The sequence below is a fragment of the Thalassotalea euphylliae genome, assembly GCF_003390395.1.
GTDB lineage: Bacteria > Pseudomonadota > Gammaproteobacteria > Enterobacterales > Alteromonadaceae > Thalassotalea_F > Thalassotalea_F euphylliae_C.
Genome location: NZ_QUOV01000001.1, coordinates 839,944 through 858,568 on the forward strand (window position 1 = coordinate 839,944; position 18,625 = coordinate 858,568).

An 18,625-nucleotide genomic window follows, 5' to 3' on the forward strand; every position below is an offset into this window, starting at 1 on the left:
AGGGAGTATTTATGGTATCGGTACGCAAGTCTCATCAAATCTCAGCGACTAGTTTTGAGCACTGGTTAGCAGAGCTTCAGCTAAGTGACACAAAAGCCCAAGCCTTGCAGGCATTATGGCTGCAAGTGCAAAGCAAGTTTACTGAGCATGATATTGCGCTCGCCAAAGCGAAAGAAATGGTGGAAATATTAGCCGAGCTGAACCTAGACAAAGACTCATTAATTGCCGCTATTTTAACGCCATTGATTGACGAGCAGGTTTATGACTTGCTTGAGGTGAAAGAGCAATACGGTCAGCAAGTTTATATGTTGTGCAAAGGCGTGCAGCAAATGCAGGCAATTAAAACGCTACAACAAACCCAAACCAATAAAGTGGCAGCAAACCAAGTAGATAACATACGCAAAATGCTACTGGCGATGGTAGAGGATGTTCGCGCTGTGGTTATCAAGCTCGCTGAGCGTTTGTGCTACTTGCGTTTGGTGAAAAACAGCGAGGAAGACATTCGCGTACTCGCTGCAAAAGAAACGGCAAATATTTATGCACCGCTCGCCAACCGACTAGGTATTGGTCAACTAAAGTGGGAGCTAGAAGATATTGCTTTTCGCTACCTGCACCCAGAAACCTACAAAAAAATTGCGAAATGGCTTGATGAAAAACGCTTGGCGCGCGAGCAATACATGGTCGATTTTGTTGATAGCTTGCAGCAACAATTGGAGGCGGTAAAGGTGAAAGGGCAAGTGTATGGCCGTCCTAAGCACATTTACAGCATTTGGAAGAAAATGCAAAACAAGTCGTTAGATTTTGAACAACTGTTTGATGTACGAGCGGTGCGAATTATCGCCGAAGAACTGCAAGACTGTTATGCCGCATTGGGGGTAGTGCACACTAATTGGAAGCACTTGCCGAGTGAGTTTGACGACTATGTTGCCACCCCTAAGCCAAATGGCTATCAATCGATTCACACTGTGGTGCTTGGACCTGAAGGAAAGTCGGTTGAAATTCAAATACGTACCGAGCAAATGCACCAAGATGCTGAGCTAGGAGTGGCGGCGCACTGGCGTTATAAAGAAGGTAGTGCTAGCGGTAAAACCTCAGGTTTTGATGAAAAAATTGAGTGGCTACGCAAGATTTTGCAATGGCAAGAAGATGTCTCAGAAAGCGGTGAAATGCTTGATGAACTGCGCAGCCAAGTATTTGAAGATCGAATTTATGCCTTTACGCCCAATGGCGACGTGATTGATTTACCTGTTGGCGCAACGCCACTCGATTTTGCGTACTATATTCACTCCAATGTTGGTCACTGCTGTATTGGTGCTAAGGTATTTGGGCGAATAGTACCTTTTACTTATCAATTACAAACCGGTGACCAGGTTGAGATTCTTACTAGCAAGCAGCCTAATCCAAGTCGCGATTGGCTAAATCCAAACTTGGGCTATATTCACTCAGCGCGCGCACGTGCTAAGGTTCAGCACTTTTTTAAATTGCTTGATCGCGATAAATATATCGAGCTGGGCAAGCAAACGCTGGAAAATGAACTAACGAAAAGCCAAATAGCAGAGGTGGATTTACTCGATGCTGCCAAACGTTTTAACGTTGGCAGTGTTGAAGATCTCTATGCTGCGATTGGCTCAGGTAATGCGCGTTTGCAGCAAGTTGTGAATTACTTGCAGCAACAAGTAGCAAAAGATCAGCCCGAGCCTGAAATAGACCCACAATCACTCGTTAGCCAGCAAGCGGCAAATAAAAAGCCAGTGCGCAATGATGGTGTGATTGTCTCTGGCGTTGGTAATTTGATGACGCACATGGCGAAGTGTTGTTTACCTGTACCGGGTGATGACATTCTCGGCTTTATTACGCAAGGTCGAGGTATTTCAGTGCATCGCAGTGATTGTGAGCAATTAGCGAACTCGCTTGAACAAAATCCAGAGCGTGAAATAGAAGTGCAATGGGGGCATGAACAGCAAAAAAGCTACCAAGCAACCTTACAAGTGACCGCCAGTGATCGCCACGGTTTATTAAGAGATATTTCGACGATTATCGCCAACGAGCGAGTGCTTATCACGGGTATGGCAAGCCATTCTGACAAGTTTAAGCAAACCACCCGAATGAGCTTTACGGTAGAAATTGCCAACAGCAGTATGCTCAATCGCATCGTCACTAAGCTTCGTCAACTTGATGATATTATTGACGTTAAACGGCTATCACATTAACTCATGATAAATATCGATATGAAAGATGCACCGGCATCAATGGCAAAGCTGCGCTGGATTATGGCGCAGCTACGCGATCCTGAAACGGGCTGCCCATGGGATCTTAAGCAAGACTTCGCATCAATTGTTCCACACACTATTGAAGAAGCCTATGAAGTGGCTGAGGCCATTAACCAGCAAGACTTTTCTGAGTTAGAAAAAGAGCTTGGCGACTTATTGTTTCAAGTGGTGTTCTACAGCCAGTTGGGAGCAGAGCAAAAGCGGTTTGATTTTGATTCGGTTGTGGCGGCAATTTGTGAAAAGTTGATCCGTCGCCACCCCCATGTCTTTGGTGATAAAACTCTAACGACGGACGCTGATATTAAAGCGAATTGGGAAAATGAAAAAGCGAATGAGCGAAAGCAAAAAAATCAGCAAGAGAATTTAAGTATTTTGGCCGATATACCGCAGGCGTTACCGGCATTATCACGAGCTAATAAGATTCAAAAGCGTTGTGCGCACGTTGGCTTTGACTGGGATAATATTTCGCAATGCTTTGAGAAAGTCGAAGAAGAAGTTGCCGAAGTTAAAGCAGAGTTGACCGGTGATTTAACCAATAGCGCACAACAAGCAAGGCTAGGGGAAGAGCTGGGGGATTTACTCTTTGCTGTGGTTAATGTTTGTCGTCATGCTAAACAAGATCCTGAAGCACTGCTGCGAGCCGCAAATGATAAATTCAGTAAACGATTCAAGCATGTTGAACAGCAAGCGACAAGCTCTGGTAAACCCATGGCTGAACATGACTTAGCGACGTTAGAGCAGTTTTGGCAAAGTGCTAAGCAGGTAGAAAAAAACGGTTACGAGCAATCCCTGCAAAGTCGAACTGAGTTGCAGGCAGCTCAAACAAAGCAAACTGCTAATAAGCCCTAGGTTGTTATTTATTCTATGCGTATAAGTAGAATTGCCTTGGTTATTGTCGGTTTACTCTTTGTGGGCTTGGGCATCCTTGGGGTGGTTTTGCCTGTGTTGCCAACAACGCCGTTCTTGATTGTTGCGGCCGCCTGTTTTGCAAAGTCTTCGCCTAGGCTCCATCAAATGTTGCTTGATAACCGAATATTTGGACCAATGATCCGCGATTGGCAAGCACACAGAAGCATTCCACTACGAGCTAAACGAATTGCTTTAGTCTCGATGGTGTTGGCATGTGCTTGGTCATGTTATGTACTGCAAAGTTATTTGTGGGGGGCGTTAGTTATTGCGCTGATCACTGGGCCATTTATTTTTGTTTGGCGCTTGCCAATTAGCGATCAAAAGCCACCAGAAGGCCGATAAACACCCAAGTACCTTATTTAGCGATAAATACCAATTTCAATAAATACTTGAACATTCTGGCTGGTTAAAATGCTCATTAACTGCGTTGTTATTTTTGAAATTAGAACAACTAGTTAACAACAAATAACGCCTTGCCTATATGGATGTAGGTACTTAGGTTTTGCTTGGAGCATAAAACCTGTGTTTATGAACCTTTTTCCTACGTCATAATTGATCAACTAATTAATTCAATTGCTATAACTCAATTGCTATTAACGTTTACAGATATAAAAAAACGAGCGTATTGCTCGTTTTTTCGTTATGACATGTTAAATTGTTTAAATTGTTAGGTCATTGCCTTTTCTGCTTCAACTTTGACCAGCTTGTCGTCTTTGGCAACCACGATACAATCTCGGCCATTCTCTTTTGCTTTATACAAAGCTTTATCTGCCAAGTTAAAAACATCGGTACTATTACTGCACTTTTGACTAAAGCCTGCGATGCCAAATGAACACGTCATTTTAAGTACTTTGTTCTTTTTACGTAGTTCAAACTTGAGGTTGTTGATCACACCCTGAATTTTTTGCCCTATCTGAACGGCGCGATCAATTTCGGTTGCCGGTAAAATAATTACAAATTCTTCACCGCCAAAACGCGCTACATAATCAGAGTTGCGAATGTGCTTTTTCAATGTTTGGCCTAAGCATTTTAGGACCTGATCGCCAATGCTATGACCGTAAGTGTCATTGATGCTTTTGAAGTTATCAACGTCAATCACCATTAAGGTCAACGGCTGCTTAGTGATTTGCCAATGTTTGCGTTCATCATTAATACGCAGCACATAACCTTTGCGGTTTCCGATAGTGGTTAGTTCGTCGATTAAGCTGGTTTCTTCAGCAACATTAAGCTGCTTTTCAAGTTGATCAACAAAGTTCGAGGTGCTTTCAATTTGGCTGGTCAGTTCTTGGATTGTTGCTTCGTTGGTGCGATGAATTTGTTTTTGTTCATCGGAGTAGCTATTCATTAGCTTAGCGATCAAACTGACACTGTCTTTGATATGTTGCTGCATACCGCTGAGTGTATCAATACTCTTAGCTTTAACTTCCATATTCTGTAACTCGTTGGCCATGGACTGACTCACTTTGTCACAGCTATCTTGTGAAGAATCAACCAGTTTTTTAACCACACAAGTTTGGCTAATGGCATTCATTAAATTGGCATGAATGTCATTAAGCATTTCTTCGGTAGCACAGCGCTCTTGCTGAATAAGCAGGGTTAAATAAGTGGTGGTGCGCTCTAATAAGTTTATGGCAGTAAAAAAGGTGCCTTTACCTTCTTTAACACTCGAAGCCTCGCGCAAAATTCCACTAATAAACTCGTCATTCGGGTATGTTTTGGTTAACTGTTTTGAAACGACAACCACATCTTTGAGCAGCTTTTTACTGGCTAAGTGAACATCAGCGGCAACAACGCCTGTTTCATCTGTTACTACGTCTTCCGCTTTAACAACTACGCTCGAAGATTCTCTTAAGTTACTTAGATCTGTGGCAAAGTAATCAATCGTTTGGCCTGCGCTCATTAAAACCGTATGCGCGGGTTGAGCGGTATTAAGTTCTGCTAACAGGGTTTCAACTTTTTCCAGCTGATTAGATGATAAATTACGAGTGCCTGTTTTCTTCACAATCGCTTTGAACTTGGCGATATCTTTTTTCTGATTTTGATAATCGACATTATCAAAATTCTTTTTCATTTTTGCGTATTGTTCTACCAACGAAGCGAAAGTAAACATCGCTTCATTAGACTTAATTGCTTCTTTAATATTATTAACTTGCACAGCTAACGGACCAGAATTCGGAGCGGCCTCGAGAAAATGTCTAATAGCTCGCTTTAATTCCGTGTTAGTGCGCTTGAGTGCTTGTAAATCTTGACTACTCATGGCGTTGAAGGCTTACGTAAATCCTAAAATTAGTAACTTGTTGGGTTATGAGCTGCGCTTGGCGATGTTATGTCTTGCAGGCCAGATTCAAGAATAAAAAGAATGCATTGAAATGGCCATCGTCAGCGTGTTCACAAAATAATAACAAATGTGCTAAGCGAACTCAGCAAAAATTCAGTGATTAATTGATCAAAAGGCGACTAAATTTCAGCTAATGCTTGTTCAACTAAGGCAGCTAAATGCGCGGGTAGATCTGCTTTAAGCGCAATTTGCTGGGCAGTTGCCGACATTTTTTTCCAAGTTTTTTGCAAAATACTGATAATTTTTTCGTCACTATGTTTTGCTGCAAACGGCGCAAAATAGTAGCTGAGAAACACTAAGCAGGCGACATCTTCAAGCGTTTGACTTTCAGGGTTAGATTTTAACTTTTCCTTGCGAATAATCGCTGCAGTTCGGTCAGCATCAGCTGGTGCATAGCCGTTGGCTAACATCAGCTCACTAGCCGTTTCGGCATGAAGTTGGCCGAGCGCTTTGCGCCATTTTAGGTAACCCGCTTTACCTTCGGGATATTCGCTACGTGCAATTGCCCAACGTTTGACATGTTGAGCGCGTACCGCAATTTGTAAGTGCTCGCTGCTGTCAGGCCAAAAGCTATGTAAGCACTGTGACATACGTTGACCGTAAACTAGCTCTTTCGGTTGTGGTTGACCATCAATCTGTTCAACATTGGGATCTTGCTGGTTGATTGCATCAATCGCGTCAAGGACAAGGTTAAGTGCTGCGCTCATAGTGTTCTTTTTCCGTTCTAAGTGGCACCATCATACTCAGTTTTTTAGCATTGCCAACTGTCTGTGTTAAATCACTAATTTTATTGGCTGCTTGCTTGTTGTTCATAGGGGCTTTGGGTATAATGCCGCCCCGTCCTGCTATACTTGCATCTTGCATCGAAGATCCAAGTTTGGCCAATTTCCAAACTTCCTTATTTTCTGGGTTAAACATGACTACAAGATATATTTTTGTAACGGGCGGTGTTGTGTCGTCGTTAGGTAAAGGAATTGCTGCAGCCTCACTCGCTGCGATTCTGGAAGCGCGTGGTTTGAAAGTGACCATGTTAAAGCTTGACCCTTATATTAATGTTGACCCGGGAACCATGAGCCCAATTCAGCACGGTGAAGTATTCGTGACTGAAGATGGCGCCGAAACAGATTTAGACTTAGGTCACTACGAGCGTTTTATTCGCACCAAAATGACCAAGCGCAACAATTTCACCACCGGTCGAATCTATCAAGATATTTTAGCGCGTGAGCGTAAAGGTGAATTCCTTGGTGCCACCATTCAGGTTATCCCTCATATTACCAACGACATTAAGCGTCGCGTCATTGAAGGTGCGGAAGGTTACGATGTCGCTATGGTTGAAATTGGCGGTACGGTCGGTGATATTGAATCACAACCTTTCCTAGAAGCGATTCGTCAATTAGGCACTGAACTTGGCCGTGAGCGCGCCATGTTTATGCACTTAACGTTAGTGCCGTATTTAGCTGCTTCAGGTGAAATCAAAACTAAGCCAACTCAGCATTCGGTAAAAGAGCTGCGTTCAATTGGTATTTTCCCTGATCTACTAGTTTGTCGTAGTGAAGACGTTATTCCTGCGAATGAGCGCGCGAAAATTGCGTTATTCTGTAATGTTGAAGAGCGTGCTGTTATCTCAATGCGTGATGTTGATAGCATCTACAAAATCCCTGCATTGCTTAAATCGCAAGGTGCTGATGAATTAGTTTGCCAACGCTTTGGCTTAGATGTGCCAGAAGCGGATTTATCTGAGTGGGAACAAGTGCTTTACCAAGAAGCTAACCCAGTTGATGAATTAACCATTGGTATGGTTGGTAAGTACATCGAACTGGCTGATGCCTACAAATCAGTTAACGAAGCCCTTAAACACGCCGGCTTGAAAAACCAAGTAAAAATCAAGATTGAGTACATTGACTCACAAGATCTTGAAGTTAAAGGTACCGAGTTACTTGAGCATTTAGATGCCATTTTGGTACCAGGTGGTTTTGGTGAGCGTGGTGTTGAAGGTAAAATTCTTGCTGCGCAATACGCCCGTGAAAACAAAGTCCCTTACTTAGGCATTTGTTTAGGTATGCAAGTGGCCTTGATTGAGTTTGCCCGCAACGTTGCTGGCTTAGCAGATGCACACTCAACCGAGTTTAACCCTGAAACACCTTACCCAGTAGTTGGTTTAATTAACGAGTGGTTAGATGAAGACGGCCAAGTTGAAACACGCAGTGAAGCGTCTGATTTAGGCGGCACCATGCGTTTAGGTTCACAACTGTGCCACTTAGTGAAAGGTACCAAAGCCTGTGACGTATATGGCAGTGAAACAATTTATGAAAGACACCGCCACCGTTATGAGGTAAATAATAACTACCGTGACCAACTAAGCAAAGCTGGCTTAGTATTCTCGGGGTTATCTGCGGATAAGAAATTAGTTGAGGTGATAGAAAACAAAGATCACCCATGGTTTATTGCGGGCCAGTTCCATCCTGAATTTAATTCAACACCGCGTGATGGACACCCACTGTTTGAAGGCTTTATTGCAGCGGCATTTAGCTTTCACAAGCAAGACGCTTAATTTTCTAAAACCGTAGCCTAGCTACGGTTTTTTTATTGCCGCTATTTATTTTCGTGACGTGCAAGTCGTTAACGTTCGGGGTAAATTAGCGGCATAAAATGCGTGTTGATAGCACGCATCAATTATCATTATCGAATTATCAAAGTTTAACAATTATCAAAGCTCAACATAGCAAAAGCTGTAGAGGAACAAACATGTCAAACATTGCAAAAATTATTGCACGCGAAGTGATGGACTCTCGCGGTAACCCAACGGTTGAAGCCGACGTTTATTTGGAATCTGGCGCATGGGGTCGCGCTTGTGCGCCATCAGGTGCATCAACAGGTTCGCGTGAGGCTCTTGAACTACGTGATGGTGATAAATCACGTTATTTAGGTAAAGGTGTATTAAATGCCGTTGCTGCAGTGAATGACAAAATTGCCCCTGCACTGGTTGGCAAATCGGCGCTTGAGCAAGCAAATGTTGATCAAATCATGATTGACTTAGATGGCACAGAAAACAAAGAAAACTTTGGCGCCAATGCCATTTTAGCGGTATCGCTAGCAACAGCTAAAGCGGCAGCCATGGCAAAAGGTGTGCAGTTATTCGAACATATTGCTGATTTGAATGGCACTCCAGGTCAATATTCATTGCCACTACCTATGATGAATATTCTTAACGGTGGTGAGCACGCTGACAACAACGTTGATATTCAAGAATTTATGGTACAGCCTGTTGGTGCGCCTAGCTTTAAAGAAGCATTGCGCATGGGCGCGGAGATTTTCCACGCATTGAAAAAAGTATTATCTGCAAAAGGCATGAATACGGCGGTCGGTGACGAAGGTGGTTTTGCACCTAACCTAGAATCTAACGCTGATGCCCTGGCGGTAATCAAAGAAGCGACAGAGGCGGCGGGTTACGAATTAGGTAAAGATGTAACGTTAGCGCTAGATTGTGCTGCTTCTGAATTTTATAATAAAGAAGAAGGCATTTACGACTTATCAGGCGAAGGTAAGCAATACACTGCTAACGAATTTTCTGACTTCTTAGCGGCTTTGTGCGCTGAGTACCCAATTATTTCGATTGAAGACGGCTTAGATGAGTCGGATTGGGATGGCTTTAAATATCAAACAGATTTACTCGGTGATACAGTGCAAATCGTTGGTGACGATTTATTCGTAACCAATACTAAGATTTTAGCGCGCGGTATTGAGCAAGGTATTGGTAACTCTATCTTGATCAAATTCAATCAAATCGGTTCATTAACCGAAACATTAGCGGCGATTAAAATGGCGAAAGATGCTGGTTTTACCGCGGTTATTTCACATCGCTCAGGTGAAACTGAAGACGCGACTATCGCTGATCTAGCTGTTGGTACAGCAGCTGGCCAAATTAAAACTGGCTCTTTATGTCGCTCTGACCGCGTTGCTAAGTACAACCAATTGCTTCGCATTGAAGAGTTTTTAGGTGATAAAGCTGTATTCAACGGACTGTCAGAAGTTAAAGGTCACTAACCTTTAGTTACTGATAGCTTTTATTAGCTGACAATAAAAAACGCTGCTTGATGCAGCGTTTTTTGTGACGGAAGCGCTCATTTCTGCGCTCGCAGCTTTGATTACGTTGCTAGTTTATCGCTACCTCTATCTTGTCTTTACCTGCTTCTTTAGCAAGGTAAAGTGCTTGATCGGCACTGGCAAACCAAGACTCTTGGGTATCGCAGCTACCAAGCTGCGCAATGCCGATACTGCAAGTGACAGGGCAAGGTAATTTAGCGCTTTCTATTGTTAATTGCTGACGAATACGATTGGCCAAGCTTAAGCCATCATTTAAGTTGGTTTCTGGGCAAATAATCACAAATTCTTCGCCGCCCCAGCGGGCAGTAAAATCAGTCTCACGGGCACAGCCTCGAATGGTATTAGCCAGCACAACCAGCACCTCATCGCCCACTTGATGACCAAAGTTATCATTAAAGGCTTTAAAGTTATCGACGTCACACATGATCAAACAACATTCTGATTGGTAACGTTTTTTACGATTGATGCATTCCGCGATTTTGTCACTAAGGTAACTGCGGTTATGTAATTTCGTTAAATGATCGGTCACGGCCAGCGCTTCTAGCTGGGTGTTTTTCTTTTCTAGTGCTTGGTGCAAGCGCTCAAGTGCTTGGTTCTTTTGCGCCAATGCGTGTTTTTGTTGCAGCGAATAGTAATACCTGAGCCCCATCATCATCACCAGAAGTGCGCCGATGGCACCGATTTGCCAAGCTAAGGTGTAATTGGTTTGCGAGATAACTTTAACGGGCTCAAGCAAGCTAAACGCGTGACGGTGGTCTTCTTCACTGAGCTTAAGTATGGCTTGATTTATTTTTGGCATTAAGTCGCTATGCTCATGCCGTAAGCCAATACGTAACTGATCTTTTAAATCGGCTAAACCGATAATACGAATATTGGCTAAATTATGCTGGTGGATCAAAAAATTTGCGCCGTAATAAGAGCTGACAAACAAATCGATTTCTTTGTTATTAACTTTTCTTAACCCTTCAAGTTCACTTGCCACTGGCACTTGTTCAATATTGGGGTAGTAGCGGTTGAGGTAGCTTTCTAGGCGGTAGCTTTTAACAACGCCAATACGCTCATTGGTAACTTGTGCCAAGCCGCCAATCAGCTTTTGCTGATAATGAGCAAATATCACGTTAGGGGCTTGGAAATAGGGGACTGAGAAAATTAAATACTCGGCTCTCGCGTCGGAGTAATTTAAAAATGGGGTCAGATCACACTCATCTTTAGTAAGGGCCTCAATCGTCGCTTGCCAAGATTCAGTTTGAACGAGCTTTATCTCAAGGTTGGCAAACTTGGCTATTTTCTCAAAATAGAATGCCGATAGCCCAGCATGCTGACCTTGTTCTAGATACTCATAAGGAGTCCAATTGGGGTCAACGCAATAGTTCAGTGTTCTGGCCTGTGCTCCATGCGCAGCCAACAAAAGCAAACAACAACCGATAATTTTATGAATAAATTGTGGCAAGTGTTACTTCCTTAAAGATTTACAGGCAACTGCTGTACAAATGTCTGGTAGTCAATTGGGTTCGCTCACTCACTGTCTGTCCTTGACGCCTTTATTAAACCTAATGTGAATGTGACAACATTGCAACTTAGTTGCAAAGCCCCCTGAAATTACTTCCTTTGTTATGTGCTTAACTGGCCTAATAAAAACTGTTTTCTAACGACAGGTGAAAATTTTTCAATCGCATAGCGCAGCATTGTTCTTGGCATTCTTACATGGTATTTGACTAAAAATTGGTACTCAATGTCATAGTCTTTTTTGCCTATTTCTCTGAGCATCCAGCCAACCGCTTTGTGAATAAGATCTTGTTTATCCGTTAATAGTATTTCGCTTAATGCTAGTGCGTCGGCGAAGTCGTCGCGTTTAATAAAGTGATAGGTAGCGATAATGGCGACGCGTCGATGCCAAAGGTTCTCAGAGTCTGCTAGTTGATATAGTAATGCGCGGTCTTTACTCGACGTTTTACTATATAAATAGCCACCAACAATTGGGTGGGCAGAGCTATCAACTAAATCCCAATTGTTAACTTGATCTAAATTTTCTAAGTAAAAATCGAATATCGCTTGATGCTCGTTTGAGCGCTTTTGTTTAAATCGGCTCACGAGTATCAGTAATGCGCACAAGCGGGCTTCGTGATATTCACTGTACAATAATACGTTAACTTCACTCAGTGGGAGGCTTTTGTATTGGCTCACTATTTTTCGGATTTGTGGTACGCGAATACCAAGAAACTTATCACCCTCGCCATATTGCCCTGGTGCTGTTTTAAAAAAGCGCGTTGAGTGTTCGGCAATTTTAGCGTCGGCCATCGCATCAAGGCTAGCTAGCGCTGTAGCAGCTGATGGTGTTTGTTGTGTGTGCTTTGGCATAAGCTCTTAACTCTTTTAAGCTTTCACTATTTTCTCGCTATTTTAGCTCTACCCGCCAAGGTGGGTTTTTTCGATTTTCGCCAGCCCAATATAGCTTTATTTTGTTGTTACTAGGGTCTTTTAGTATTGCTTCGCGCCATAGGTATCGTTGATCTGTTGGCAATTGTTCAAATGTAAAGCCCTGCTTAACCAAGCTATCCACTTTGTTATCAAGTTCCTCACACTCAAAGTAGATAACGCTTTCGTTTGAGTTAAGCTTTTCGGTAAGTGACAGTGAGAAGGTGGCATCACCGTCTGGGCATTCAAATCTTGCGTAGTGATTTGTATCAACGATTTGCGTAAACCCCATTGCGCGATAAAAAGCGGTAGATTGAGCCATATCAACGGCTGGCAGTGTTACTTGATTTAGGTTCAATGTTAACGTCCTTGAGTTTTTATTTTTATTTCTACTCTATGAATTTTAGTCGGATTTGAAAATAAAATATTTTGGTGCAATTGTAAGCGGCTGTGTAAACCTCAATTGCACTGCTGGCACTGGCACTGGCAATAGGAAGAGAGTAAGAGTGACAGACTAAACCAGCATCAGGTTAAAAGTGATAATAGAGTTGCTAACACTAAATAGAATAAACGATTAATCTGGAATCTATTGTCTAAAATCCACTAGACCATACATAAAGCTACACGCTCTAGTGATAAGGGTTACCTTGGCCCGATTCTAAATAAGCCTGCAGGCTTGATAAGTATTGCTGCCAACCCGATTGGCAAACCCGATAGCAACTAAGTGATGGTACTAAACCGTTATGTGTTAGGCTGACATTCGTCCCATGTTTTTGCTCTTCTAAATGCCAAATAATATTGGTACCTAGCCATTCATCTTTTTGTTCAAGCGAAGGTAAATCGTGAAAAGCTTCGGTAACATGCCAAACGAGAGAATGGCATGGCGTGGCCTCTGCGACTGTCATCACCCAATGTGTATTGTTTTCAAAATACACACTTAGCAAGTCACCAATTCTACTGGCACAAGTGGCATTTTCAGTCCACCACTTACACACATCCAAGGTGAGTGCAGTGTATATACTTGCTGGTTTGGCTGCGATATAAAAACTGGAGGTGAAGCTTTGCTCCATCGCTATTTGCTCGATTGTCTGCCCTAAAATTAAGTGTAATCAATTCTGAGTGTTCTGCCAGCACGCCAATAACTAGGGCCTTTGCTAGCGTGAAGTGAATTGGTTTAGCGAGTTATGCTTGCTTAGTTATCACTTATCACTTATTTGGGGCTCAACGCTAGCCTTGTTGCTTTTAATGCATTAATAAATCGCTAGCATGCCAAGTAATGACATCGTACACTTGGATTTGTCTATAAAATAACAAAATGAAAGACTTAGCTCGCACTTATGTAATGGTAACTGCTTTGCTGACCAATAATATAGCGAGCGCCTTTGAAATCGGCACAGGCTTTAAAACAGAAAAATAATGAAAAAAAATTTATATAACCTAGTGTTGGTTTGGTTAGCTTTTGTTGCTTGTTATCCTCACCTTGTCACTGCTCAAACTAATCAAGCCTTTGCAGCTGAGCAACAAACGGTACAAATATCGACAGTAAATGACACTTCTGTACAAGAAGGCAGCTCATCAGAGTCACACTGGGAGCTAGATCTTGGTTTGGTCACCACCTATCGCAATACTTTAATCGATAGTATTGATGAATTTCACAATACCATTGAACTTGATCCTGTTATTTCTGGTGGTTATTACAAAGACAACTTTTTTGCTGAAGTCGCTCCCTTATCAGGGCGTCCGTTTACTATCGGGCATATTCTTTATCAAAGCGAAACGCGGCAGGTAAGTGTTATAGCCGAGTCGTTATTTTTTGAATTGTCAGAAGACGACCAAGAGCGCGGCAATTTACTTGATGGAATTGAAACGCGAAAAGCTTCAACGGAAGTTGGCTTTGAGTATTTTGGCATTTTTAGAAAGTTTGATGTGCGGATGGCCGTTGTACATGACGCACTATCAAGGCATCACGGTACGGTTGCCAGTCTTGATGTATCAAGGCCTTACTTTACCCGTCACGCAATGTTCTTACCGGGTATCAGTGTTGCTGTTTATGATGATAATGCCACCGACTATTACTACGGGGTAAGTGCCGAAGAGGCGACAAGTTTTCGACCTGAGTATAGACCAGGTGCTGCATGGGTTGGTCGAGCACGACTCTACGTTGAACGGCCAATGGATGATGACTGGTCAATTATAGCTGCCGCTAGTGTATCGCTGTTTAGTGACAATATTAGTGACAGTCCTCTGGTGAGTGGCCGTGATACAGTGTATAGCTTGAGTGTAGGCATGCTATGGACTTTCTGATGGTTAGGCCGCATCGACAACTGTTAGCGAAGTTGGCCGCAACAATTGGTATGTTATTGCCTATGCTTACGATTAGTCAGGTGCAGGCTCAGGCTCAAAACAACTCTGCACCAGCAGAACCGTTGAGCCAGCAATCAAGTAAACTAGCGAATCAAGCCAACCAAGCTAATCAAGCCAATCTAGCTCGCCACGCTAAGTCGCCGATGTTGATTGCGAGTCCCAATGTTTGTGAGCTTGCTTCGGGTACATATCTATGTTCAATGAAAGCTGCATTGATATGGGAAATGCCACAAGCTGGCCATTATTGTTTATACGAGCAAGAAGAATTAGAACCGTTGAAGTGCTGGAAAAACCAATGGTCAGGCAGCCATGTGATGATGTTCGAATCAGATAAGCCTGTTACGTATATCTTGCGCAGCTATCAATCTGCCAACTTGCTAGGTGATGCAATAGTGCAGGCAAATATCAATGTCATCGGTACGTTGGAACAGCGCATTCGTGCCAAGCGTCGCCGTCGTTTCTTACGGATATTCTAGCCACATCTCAGTAGCAACTTAGTGTAAAGATTCACTTGCTAACCCGTGAGTCATACACTTTTTGACAACTAACATTGATTTATACAAGTGTGCGACATTTCTCGACATCTCAATTAAAGAAACATACAGGTATCAACTTTAAGATTTCCCTCATACCAATTGAACTAGGGCGTGTTGATCTTTCGAGATTGAATTTTGTTCAATCTAAACGCTTTCTGATCGCGGCGCTCGCTTTGTCGCATAGTCGTTCTATGTAAAATGCGAGCAACAATGAGCAGGAGGCGTTTAGATGAACCCCCTCAACACAAAATAAAGGGGCAGCGTCTGTTTGAGTTTTCTACTGTGTTGGCACTTATTTATGGAGAATGATTACACTGCACAAGTGCCGCCTTGTATAAAACCCAAACAGACTGCTGCAAAAACAACCCTGAAAGATCAACACGCCCTAAACAATATGCATTTAATAGCAAAGGGAAATGATGATGAAAAAGTTAATCTCAACACCAGTAATCTTATCTAGTTTTGTATTCGCACTGAGCTCTGCGGCGATTAGTGCTCAGCAATTAAGCCCAAGTAATCTTATTGAACGGCCATTAGTCTTAGCTGATGGTGAAATTGCCGTCGGTGGGGCATTGCTCTTTGGCGAACAAACTGACGGTGACAATAAATGGCGCGCATTGCCCGTGTTTGGCTACGGCGTTACTGATAATGTTACTGTTGGCTTTGGCGGTATTCGCTATCAATTTATGGAACGTTGGCAAGACAAAACAGGGCTCGAGATGACGCTAGGTTTAGGTTTAACTGGCGGGCGAGAAGTTATCGGCGCTGACGACTCTTACGGGGTTGGTCTTGATTTGTCGGGTAAGTATGTATTTAGCTCAGATACCGCACTGACTTTTGGCATCGAATATATTCATTGGCAAGAAGACAAACGCGATAATCGTGGTGAAGTTGCATTGTCAGTTGGATTTGAACAGCGCCTCTATGGTCAGTTGAGTGCCTTTGGTCAATATACCTATAGCGATTTGCACGATTTCGTTGAAGATGATTCACACGCAGGCTCGCTTGGCTTAAATTACACCTTATCAAAGCAGTCTGATATTGGCTTGCTTGTGACCTACTCGAATTTTGACGCACAAGCCAATGGCTATAAAGCCGATGATATTTATGAAAAAACCGCTGGTGTGTATTACACCTATCGTTTTTAGCGGTATGATAGTGAGCGAGTTCATTTGTTTTGGCAATTCATTGAAGCCAAGGTGATGAACTCGCTTTTTAGCGCATAAATTGCTGGTCATAGCGTTGAATATTATGCTGAGTCGTATGTTAAAAGGGAGTTAGCTGCCTATTATGGAAATGAAGTTGATAAAAGGTACATTTATTAAAGGTAAGCAGATGGAAGGTAAGCATGGAAATTAATCAAGGGCATGTCTTTTTGGTTGAGGATGACACCAGTTTAGCGGACTTGGTTCAAGATTATTTTCAGCGTCAAGGTTACCAAGTGTCTGTGGAAGGGCAAGGTGATAAGGCGGTTGAACGCATAGTTGCGGCTAAACCGGATCTGATCATTCTCGATTTAATGCTGCCTGGAAAAAATGGGCTAGATATATGTCGAGAGCTACGACCACAACTTGATACGCCGATCTTAATGCTAACGGCGCGAACAGATGATATTGATCAAATTGTTGGCTTGGAAGTTGGCGCTGATGATTACATCTGCAAGCCAGTTAAGCCGAGATTGCTACTGGCAAAGGTAAATGCGACCTTGCGCCGCGGTGCAAAAATCGCTAATCAAGTAGCAATTGAGGAAGCTGCGGCTCCCGTTGCGACACAAACTATCGCACCGGGCATTATTAAATGCGGCACCTTAACCGTTAACAAGAATAAGCAGGAAGTCTTTCTTGCCAATGAGGCGATTGAGCTAACCACAAATGAGTTAGAACTGCTTTACCAGTTTGTGGTGAATGCTGATCAAATATTGTCGCGTGACGATTTACTTAACACCCTACGTGGCTTTGGTTACGACGGCTTAGATCGCACTGTTGATATGTTGGTATCGCGTCTGAGAAAAAAACTGGGTGACAACTCCACCAAGCCGAGCAAGATTAAAACGGTGTGGAAGAAAGGCTACTTATTGGTTGCTGATGCATGGCAATAGATGACACATGGCAATAGATGACACCTATTCGTTTATCATAAACACTCATTTAACAGCAGTCACTTAACGGCACTCACATATAGGCGCTCACTTAGCATCAATAATGAAAAACCTTTTTATTCGGCTCTATCTGTTTCTTATTTTAACCTTGGTCGGGCTCGGTTGGAGTATTGATCTACTTTACAACGCAACCTTAAATAAGGCCGTGGTAGCTGAGCGCCAATTAACGTCAGACCTTGAGCTGCACAAAGGAACATTTTTCTTACTGGAGACCGAACTCAAGCGCCAACCTGCGCCAACTCGCGAGCAACATTTAACGGCAATCACCACCTCATTTGGTTATCCCGTCTCTTTACTGCATTTAGCTGAGCTAACATCGATTGCTGAGCGTGTGGAAACTCCTCTTAGTCAAGCTCAGCTGGACTATTTAAGCCTTGGTGGCATTGTTACGCTTTACGATGATATCGCTGGCGAAAGCTGGTTTTTTAAAACCTTAACGCCGACTCAAGCAAACCCGCGTATTAGCGCAGAAGCGATAAAGTTCGCCCCAGCAGAGCCAGCCAATATTATTGCCTTAGGGCCAATATTGACAGAAAGCGCAGAGCAAACCGACGCTGTTTATACTTTGATATTTTTTATTGGCCTAGCATTGGTGGTTTTTATTTGGGTGTGGCCAATTTCGCGCGGCTTAATGTCGCTTACCAAAGCTGCAACAATCTTCGGGCGTGGTGATTTTAGTGTCCGAGCTAGCACTAAAGTGGCGAAACCTTTAGAACAACTTGTTTTGCGCTTTAATTCGATGGCGGCGCGTATTCAACGTTTAATTAAATCGCACCAAGAGCTATCACATGCTGTTTCTCATGAGCTTAGAACGCCAATTGCCCGCATTCGTTTTGCCATGGAAATTATTCGTGATGAAGACGATAAAGCCATGGTCAATCAATACATAGATACCATGGACAAATCGATTGAAGAGTTGGATGCCTTGGTTGATGAGCTATTAGTTTACGCCCGCTTTGACCGTGAAGAACCGCAGCTTGAGCTTAAATCTATTAATTTGGTCAATTTAGCCTACGACGTTTGCCATCGATCTGCGTTAACGGAACCCGAATTAACTTTTCAAATAAATGGCATTAACTACCAAGATGCGAATGAACTAAGTGAAGTGACATGCTTTGCGGACAAAGAAGCGATGAATCGCGTGGTCGATAACTTAGTTCGCAATGCCGTGCGTTATGCCAAAACTACAATTAATATTGCTATCTCAAATGACGGTCAACAAGCCAGCAAGAGCGGTAGCCCAGAAGGGAGTTTGCACGTTCAAAAGCCAGCAGCGCCACAAGTAAAACTTGCGGTACAAGACGATGGCCCCGGTATTCCAGAGCCGGATAGACAATCCTTGTTTGAACCCTTTGTTAGGCTGGAAGATACACGTGATCATAAATCTGGCGGTATCGGCTTAGGGCTTGCCATCGTAAAACGCTACGTGGAGCTGCATAAGGGACGCGTTGACGTCGATCAAGCACCGCTTGGCGGTGCGAGCTTTATATTGACTTGGCCAAAGCAATAGCGCCTGCATTCTGACCATTCA

Annotated in this window: 17 protein-coding genes; 10 read left to right on the forward strand and 7 right to left on the reverse strand. The window is 43.1% G+C overall.

What is annotated here, in order from left to right; genetic code table 11:
• Positions 1–11 precede the first annotated feature (11 nt).
• The 3 genes from relA to DXX92_RS03685 are packed head-to-tail and all read left to right on the forward strand — an operon-like array spanning position 12 to position 3,521.
• Positions 12–2,210 carry a GTP diphosphokinase gene (gene relA, locus DXX92_RS03675; protein WP_115999202.1) on the forward strand — a complete coding sequence of 733 codons (2,199 nt, stop codon included), beginning with the start codon at positions 12–14 and terminating at the stop codon, positions 2,208–2,210.
• A gap of 3 nt (positions 2,211–2,213) precedes the next feature.
• Positions 2,214–3,119 (forward strand): nucleoside triphosphate pyrophosphohydrolase, encoded by a 906-nt coding sequence (gene mazG, locus DXX92_RS03680; RefSeq protein ID WP_245961390.1) that lies wholly within the window; start codon positions 2,214–2,216, stop codon positions 3,117–3,119.
• Positions 3,120–3,134: 15 nt separating this feature from the next.
• Complete coding sequence (locus DXX92_RS03685; RefSeq protein WP_115999204.1) at positions 3,135–3,521, forward strand: YbaN family protein; 387 nt, start codon at positions 3,135–3,137, stop codon at positions 3,519–3,521.
• A gap of 325 nt (positions 3,522–3,846) precedes the next feature.
• Here the strand turns inward: DXX92_RS03685 and DXX92_RS03690 are convergent, their stop codons facing one another.
• The 3 genes from DXX92_RS03690 to DXX92_RS03700 form a co-directional block, all read right to left on the reverse strand.
• Positions 3,847–5,436 carry a GGDEF domain-containing protein gene (locus tag DXX92_RS03690; RefSeq protein WP_115999205.1) on the reverse strand — a complete coding sequence of 530 codons (1,590 nt, stop codon included), beginning with the start codon at positions 5,434–5,436 and terminating at the stop codon, positions 3,847–3,849.
• Positions 5,437–5,636: 200 nt separating this feature from the next.
• A complete protein-coding gene (locus DXX92_RS03695; RefSeq protein WP_115999206.1) occupies positions 5,637–6,224 on the reverse strand; it encodes a DUF4202 domain-containing protein in 588 nt (195 codons plus the stop codon).
• Positions 6,208–6,435, reverse strand: coding sequence for a hypothetical protein (locus DXX92_RS03700; RefSeq protein ID WP_115999207.1), 228 nt, complete (start codon positions 6,433–6,435; stop codon positions 6,208–6,210). Before DXX92_RS03700 ends, DXX92_RS03695 begins: the two co-directional genes overlap by 17 nt.
• Between DXX92_RS03700 and DXX92_RS03705 the strand changes: the two genes are divergently transcribed.
• Complete coding sequence (locus DXX92_RS03705; protein ID WP_115999208.1) at positions 6,434–8,068, forward strand: CTP synthase; 1,635 nt, start codon at positions 6,434–6,436, stop codon at positions 8,066–8,068. The genes DXX92_RS03700 and DXX92_RS03705 overlap by 2 nt on opposite strands.
• Positions 8,069–8,262: 194 nt before the next feature.
• Positions 8,263–9,561, forward strand: a complete 1,299-nt coding sequence (eno, locus tag DXX92_RS03710; protein WP_116002282.1) for a phosphopyruvate hydratase — start codon at positions 8,263–8,265, stop codon at positions 9,559–9,561.
• 109 nt (positions 9,562–9,670) lie between these two features.
• Here eno and DXX92_RS03715 read toward each other — a convergent pair whose 3' ends face one another.
• From DXX92_RS03715 to DXX92_RS03730, 4 genes are all read right to left on the reverse strand, one after another.
• Entirely contained in the window at positions 9,671–11,071 is a 1,401-nt protein-coding gene (locus DXX92_RS03715) for a transporter substrate-binding domain-containing diguanylate cyclase (protein WP_115999209.1), read from the reverse strand.
• Positions 11,072–11,232: 161 nt separating this feature from the next.
• Positions 11,233–11,979, reverse strand: coding sequence for a DNA alkylation repair protein (locus DXX92_RS03720; RefSeq protein WP_115999210.1), 747 nt, complete (start codon positions 11,977–11,979; stop codon positions 11,233–11,235).
• A gap of 37 nt (positions 11,980–12,016) precedes the next feature.
• Entirely contained in the window at positions 12,017–12,394 is a 378-nt protein-coding gene (locus DXX92_RS03725) for a VOC family protein (RefSeq protein ID WP_115999211.1), read from the reverse strand.
• Between the two features lie 271 nt (positions 12,395–12,665).
• Positions 12,666–13,106, reverse strand: coding sequence for an SRPBCC family protein (locus tag DXX92_RS03730; protein WP_115999212.1), 441 nt, complete (start codon positions 13,104–13,106; stop codon positions 12,666–12,668).
• Positions 13,107–13,452: 346 nt separating this feature from the next.
• On the opposite strand from DXX92_RS03730, the gene DXX92_RS03735 reads away from it, so the two are divergent.
• From DXX92_RS03735 to DXX92_RS03755, 5 genes are all read left to right on the forward strand, one after another.
• Entirely contained in the window at positions 13,453–14,340 is an 888-nt protein-coding gene (locus tag DXX92_RS03735) for a MipA/OmpV family protein (RefSeq protein ID WP_115999213.1), read from the forward strand.
• Entirely contained in the window at positions 14,328–14,876 is a 549-nt protein-coding gene (locus DXX92_RS03740) for a DUF3019 domain-containing protein (RefSeq protein ID WP_115999214.1), read from the forward strand. Before DXX92_RS03735 ends, DXX92_RS03740 begins: the two co-directional genes overlap by 13 nt.
• 482 nt (positions 14,877–15,358) lie before the next feature.
• Entirely contained in the window at positions 15,359–16,084 is a 726-nt protein-coding gene (locus DXX92_RS03745) for a hypothetical protein (RefSeq protein ID WP_147301929.1), read from the forward strand.
• Between the two features lie 200 nt (positions 16,085–16,284).
• Positions 16,285–17,034 (forward strand): response regulator, encoded by a 750-nt coding sequence (locus DXX92_RS03750; protein WP_115999216.1) that lies wholly within the window; start codon positions 16,285–16,287, stop codon positions 17,032–17,034.
• A gap of 103 nt (positions 17,035–17,137) precedes the next feature.
• On the forward strand, positions 17,138–18,604 hold the full coding sequence (locus DXX92_RS03755; RefSeq protein ID WP_115999217.1) for an ATP-binding protein: 1,467 nt from the start codon (positions 17,138–17,140) through the stop codon (positions 18,602–18,604).
• The last annotated feature ends 21 nt before the right edge of the window (positions 18,605–18,625 follow it).

What these genes read in the sequence shown, in the direction of transcription:
- relA (WP_115999202.1), top strand. Translation starts at nt 12, where the DNA reads ATGGTATCGGTACGCAAGTCTCATCAAATCTCAGCGACTAGTTTTGAG.
- DXX92_RS03745 (WP_147301929.1), top strand. Translation starts at nt 15,359, where the DNA reads ATGAAAAAGTTAATCTCAACACCAGTAATCTTATCTAGTTTTGTATTC.
- DXX92_RS03730 (WP_115999212.1), bottom strand. Translation starts at nt 13,106, where the DNA reads ATGGAGCAAAGCTTCACCTCCAGTTTTTATATCGCAGCCAAACCAGCA.
- DXX92_RS03755 (WP_115999217.1), top strand. Translation starts at nt 17,138, where the DNA reads ATGAAAAACCTTTTTATTCGGCTCTATCTGTTTCTTATTTTAACCTTG.
- DXX92_RS03690 (WP_115999205.1), bottom strand. Translation starts at nt 5,436, where the DNA reads ATGAGTAGTCAAGATTTACAAGCACTCAAGCGCACTAACACGGAATTA.
- DXX92_RS03720 (WP_115999210.1), bottom strand. Translation starts at nt 11,979, where the DNA reads ATGCCAAAGCACACACAACAAACACCATCAGCTGCTACAGCGCTAGCT.
- DXX92_RS03735 (WP_115999213.1), top strand. Translation starts at nt 13,453, where the DNA reads ATGAAAAAAAATTTATATAACCTAGTGTTGGTTTGGTTAGCTTTTGTT.
- mazG (WP_245961390.1), top strand. Translation starts at nt 2,214, where the DNA reads ATGATAAATATCGATATGAAAGATGCACCGGCATCAATGGCAAAGCTG.
- DXX92_RS03750 (WP_115999216.1), top strand. Translation starts at nt 16,285, where the DNA reads ATGGAAATTAATCAAGGGCATGTCTTTTTGGTTGAGGATGACACCAGT.
- DXX92_RS03700 (WP_115999207.1), bottom strand. Translation starts at nt 6,435, where the DNA reads ATGTTTAACCCAGAAAATAAGGAAGTTTGGAAATTGGCCAAACTTGGA.
- DXX92_RS03740 (WP_115999214.1), top strand. Translation starts at nt 14,328, where the DNA reads ATGGACTTTCTGATGGTTAGGCCGCATCGACAACTGTTAGCGAAGTTG.
- DXX92_RS03685 (WP_115999204.1), top strand. Translation starts at nt 3,135, where the DNA reads ATGCGTATAAGTAGAATTGCCTTGGTTATTGTCGGTTTACTCTTTGTG.
- DXX92_RS03695 (WP_115999206.1), bottom strand. Translation starts at nt 6,224, where the DNA reads ATGAGCGCAGCACTTAACCTTGTCCTTGACGCGATTGATGCAATCAAC.
- DXX92_RS03705 (WP_115999208.1), top strand. Translation starts at nt 6,434, where the DNA reads ATGACTACAAGATATATTTTTGTAACGGGCGGTGTTGTGTCGTCGTTA.
- eno (WP_116002282.1), top strand. Translation starts at nt 8,263, where the DNA reads ATGTCAAACATTGCAAAAATTATTGCACGCGAAGTGATGGACTCTCGC.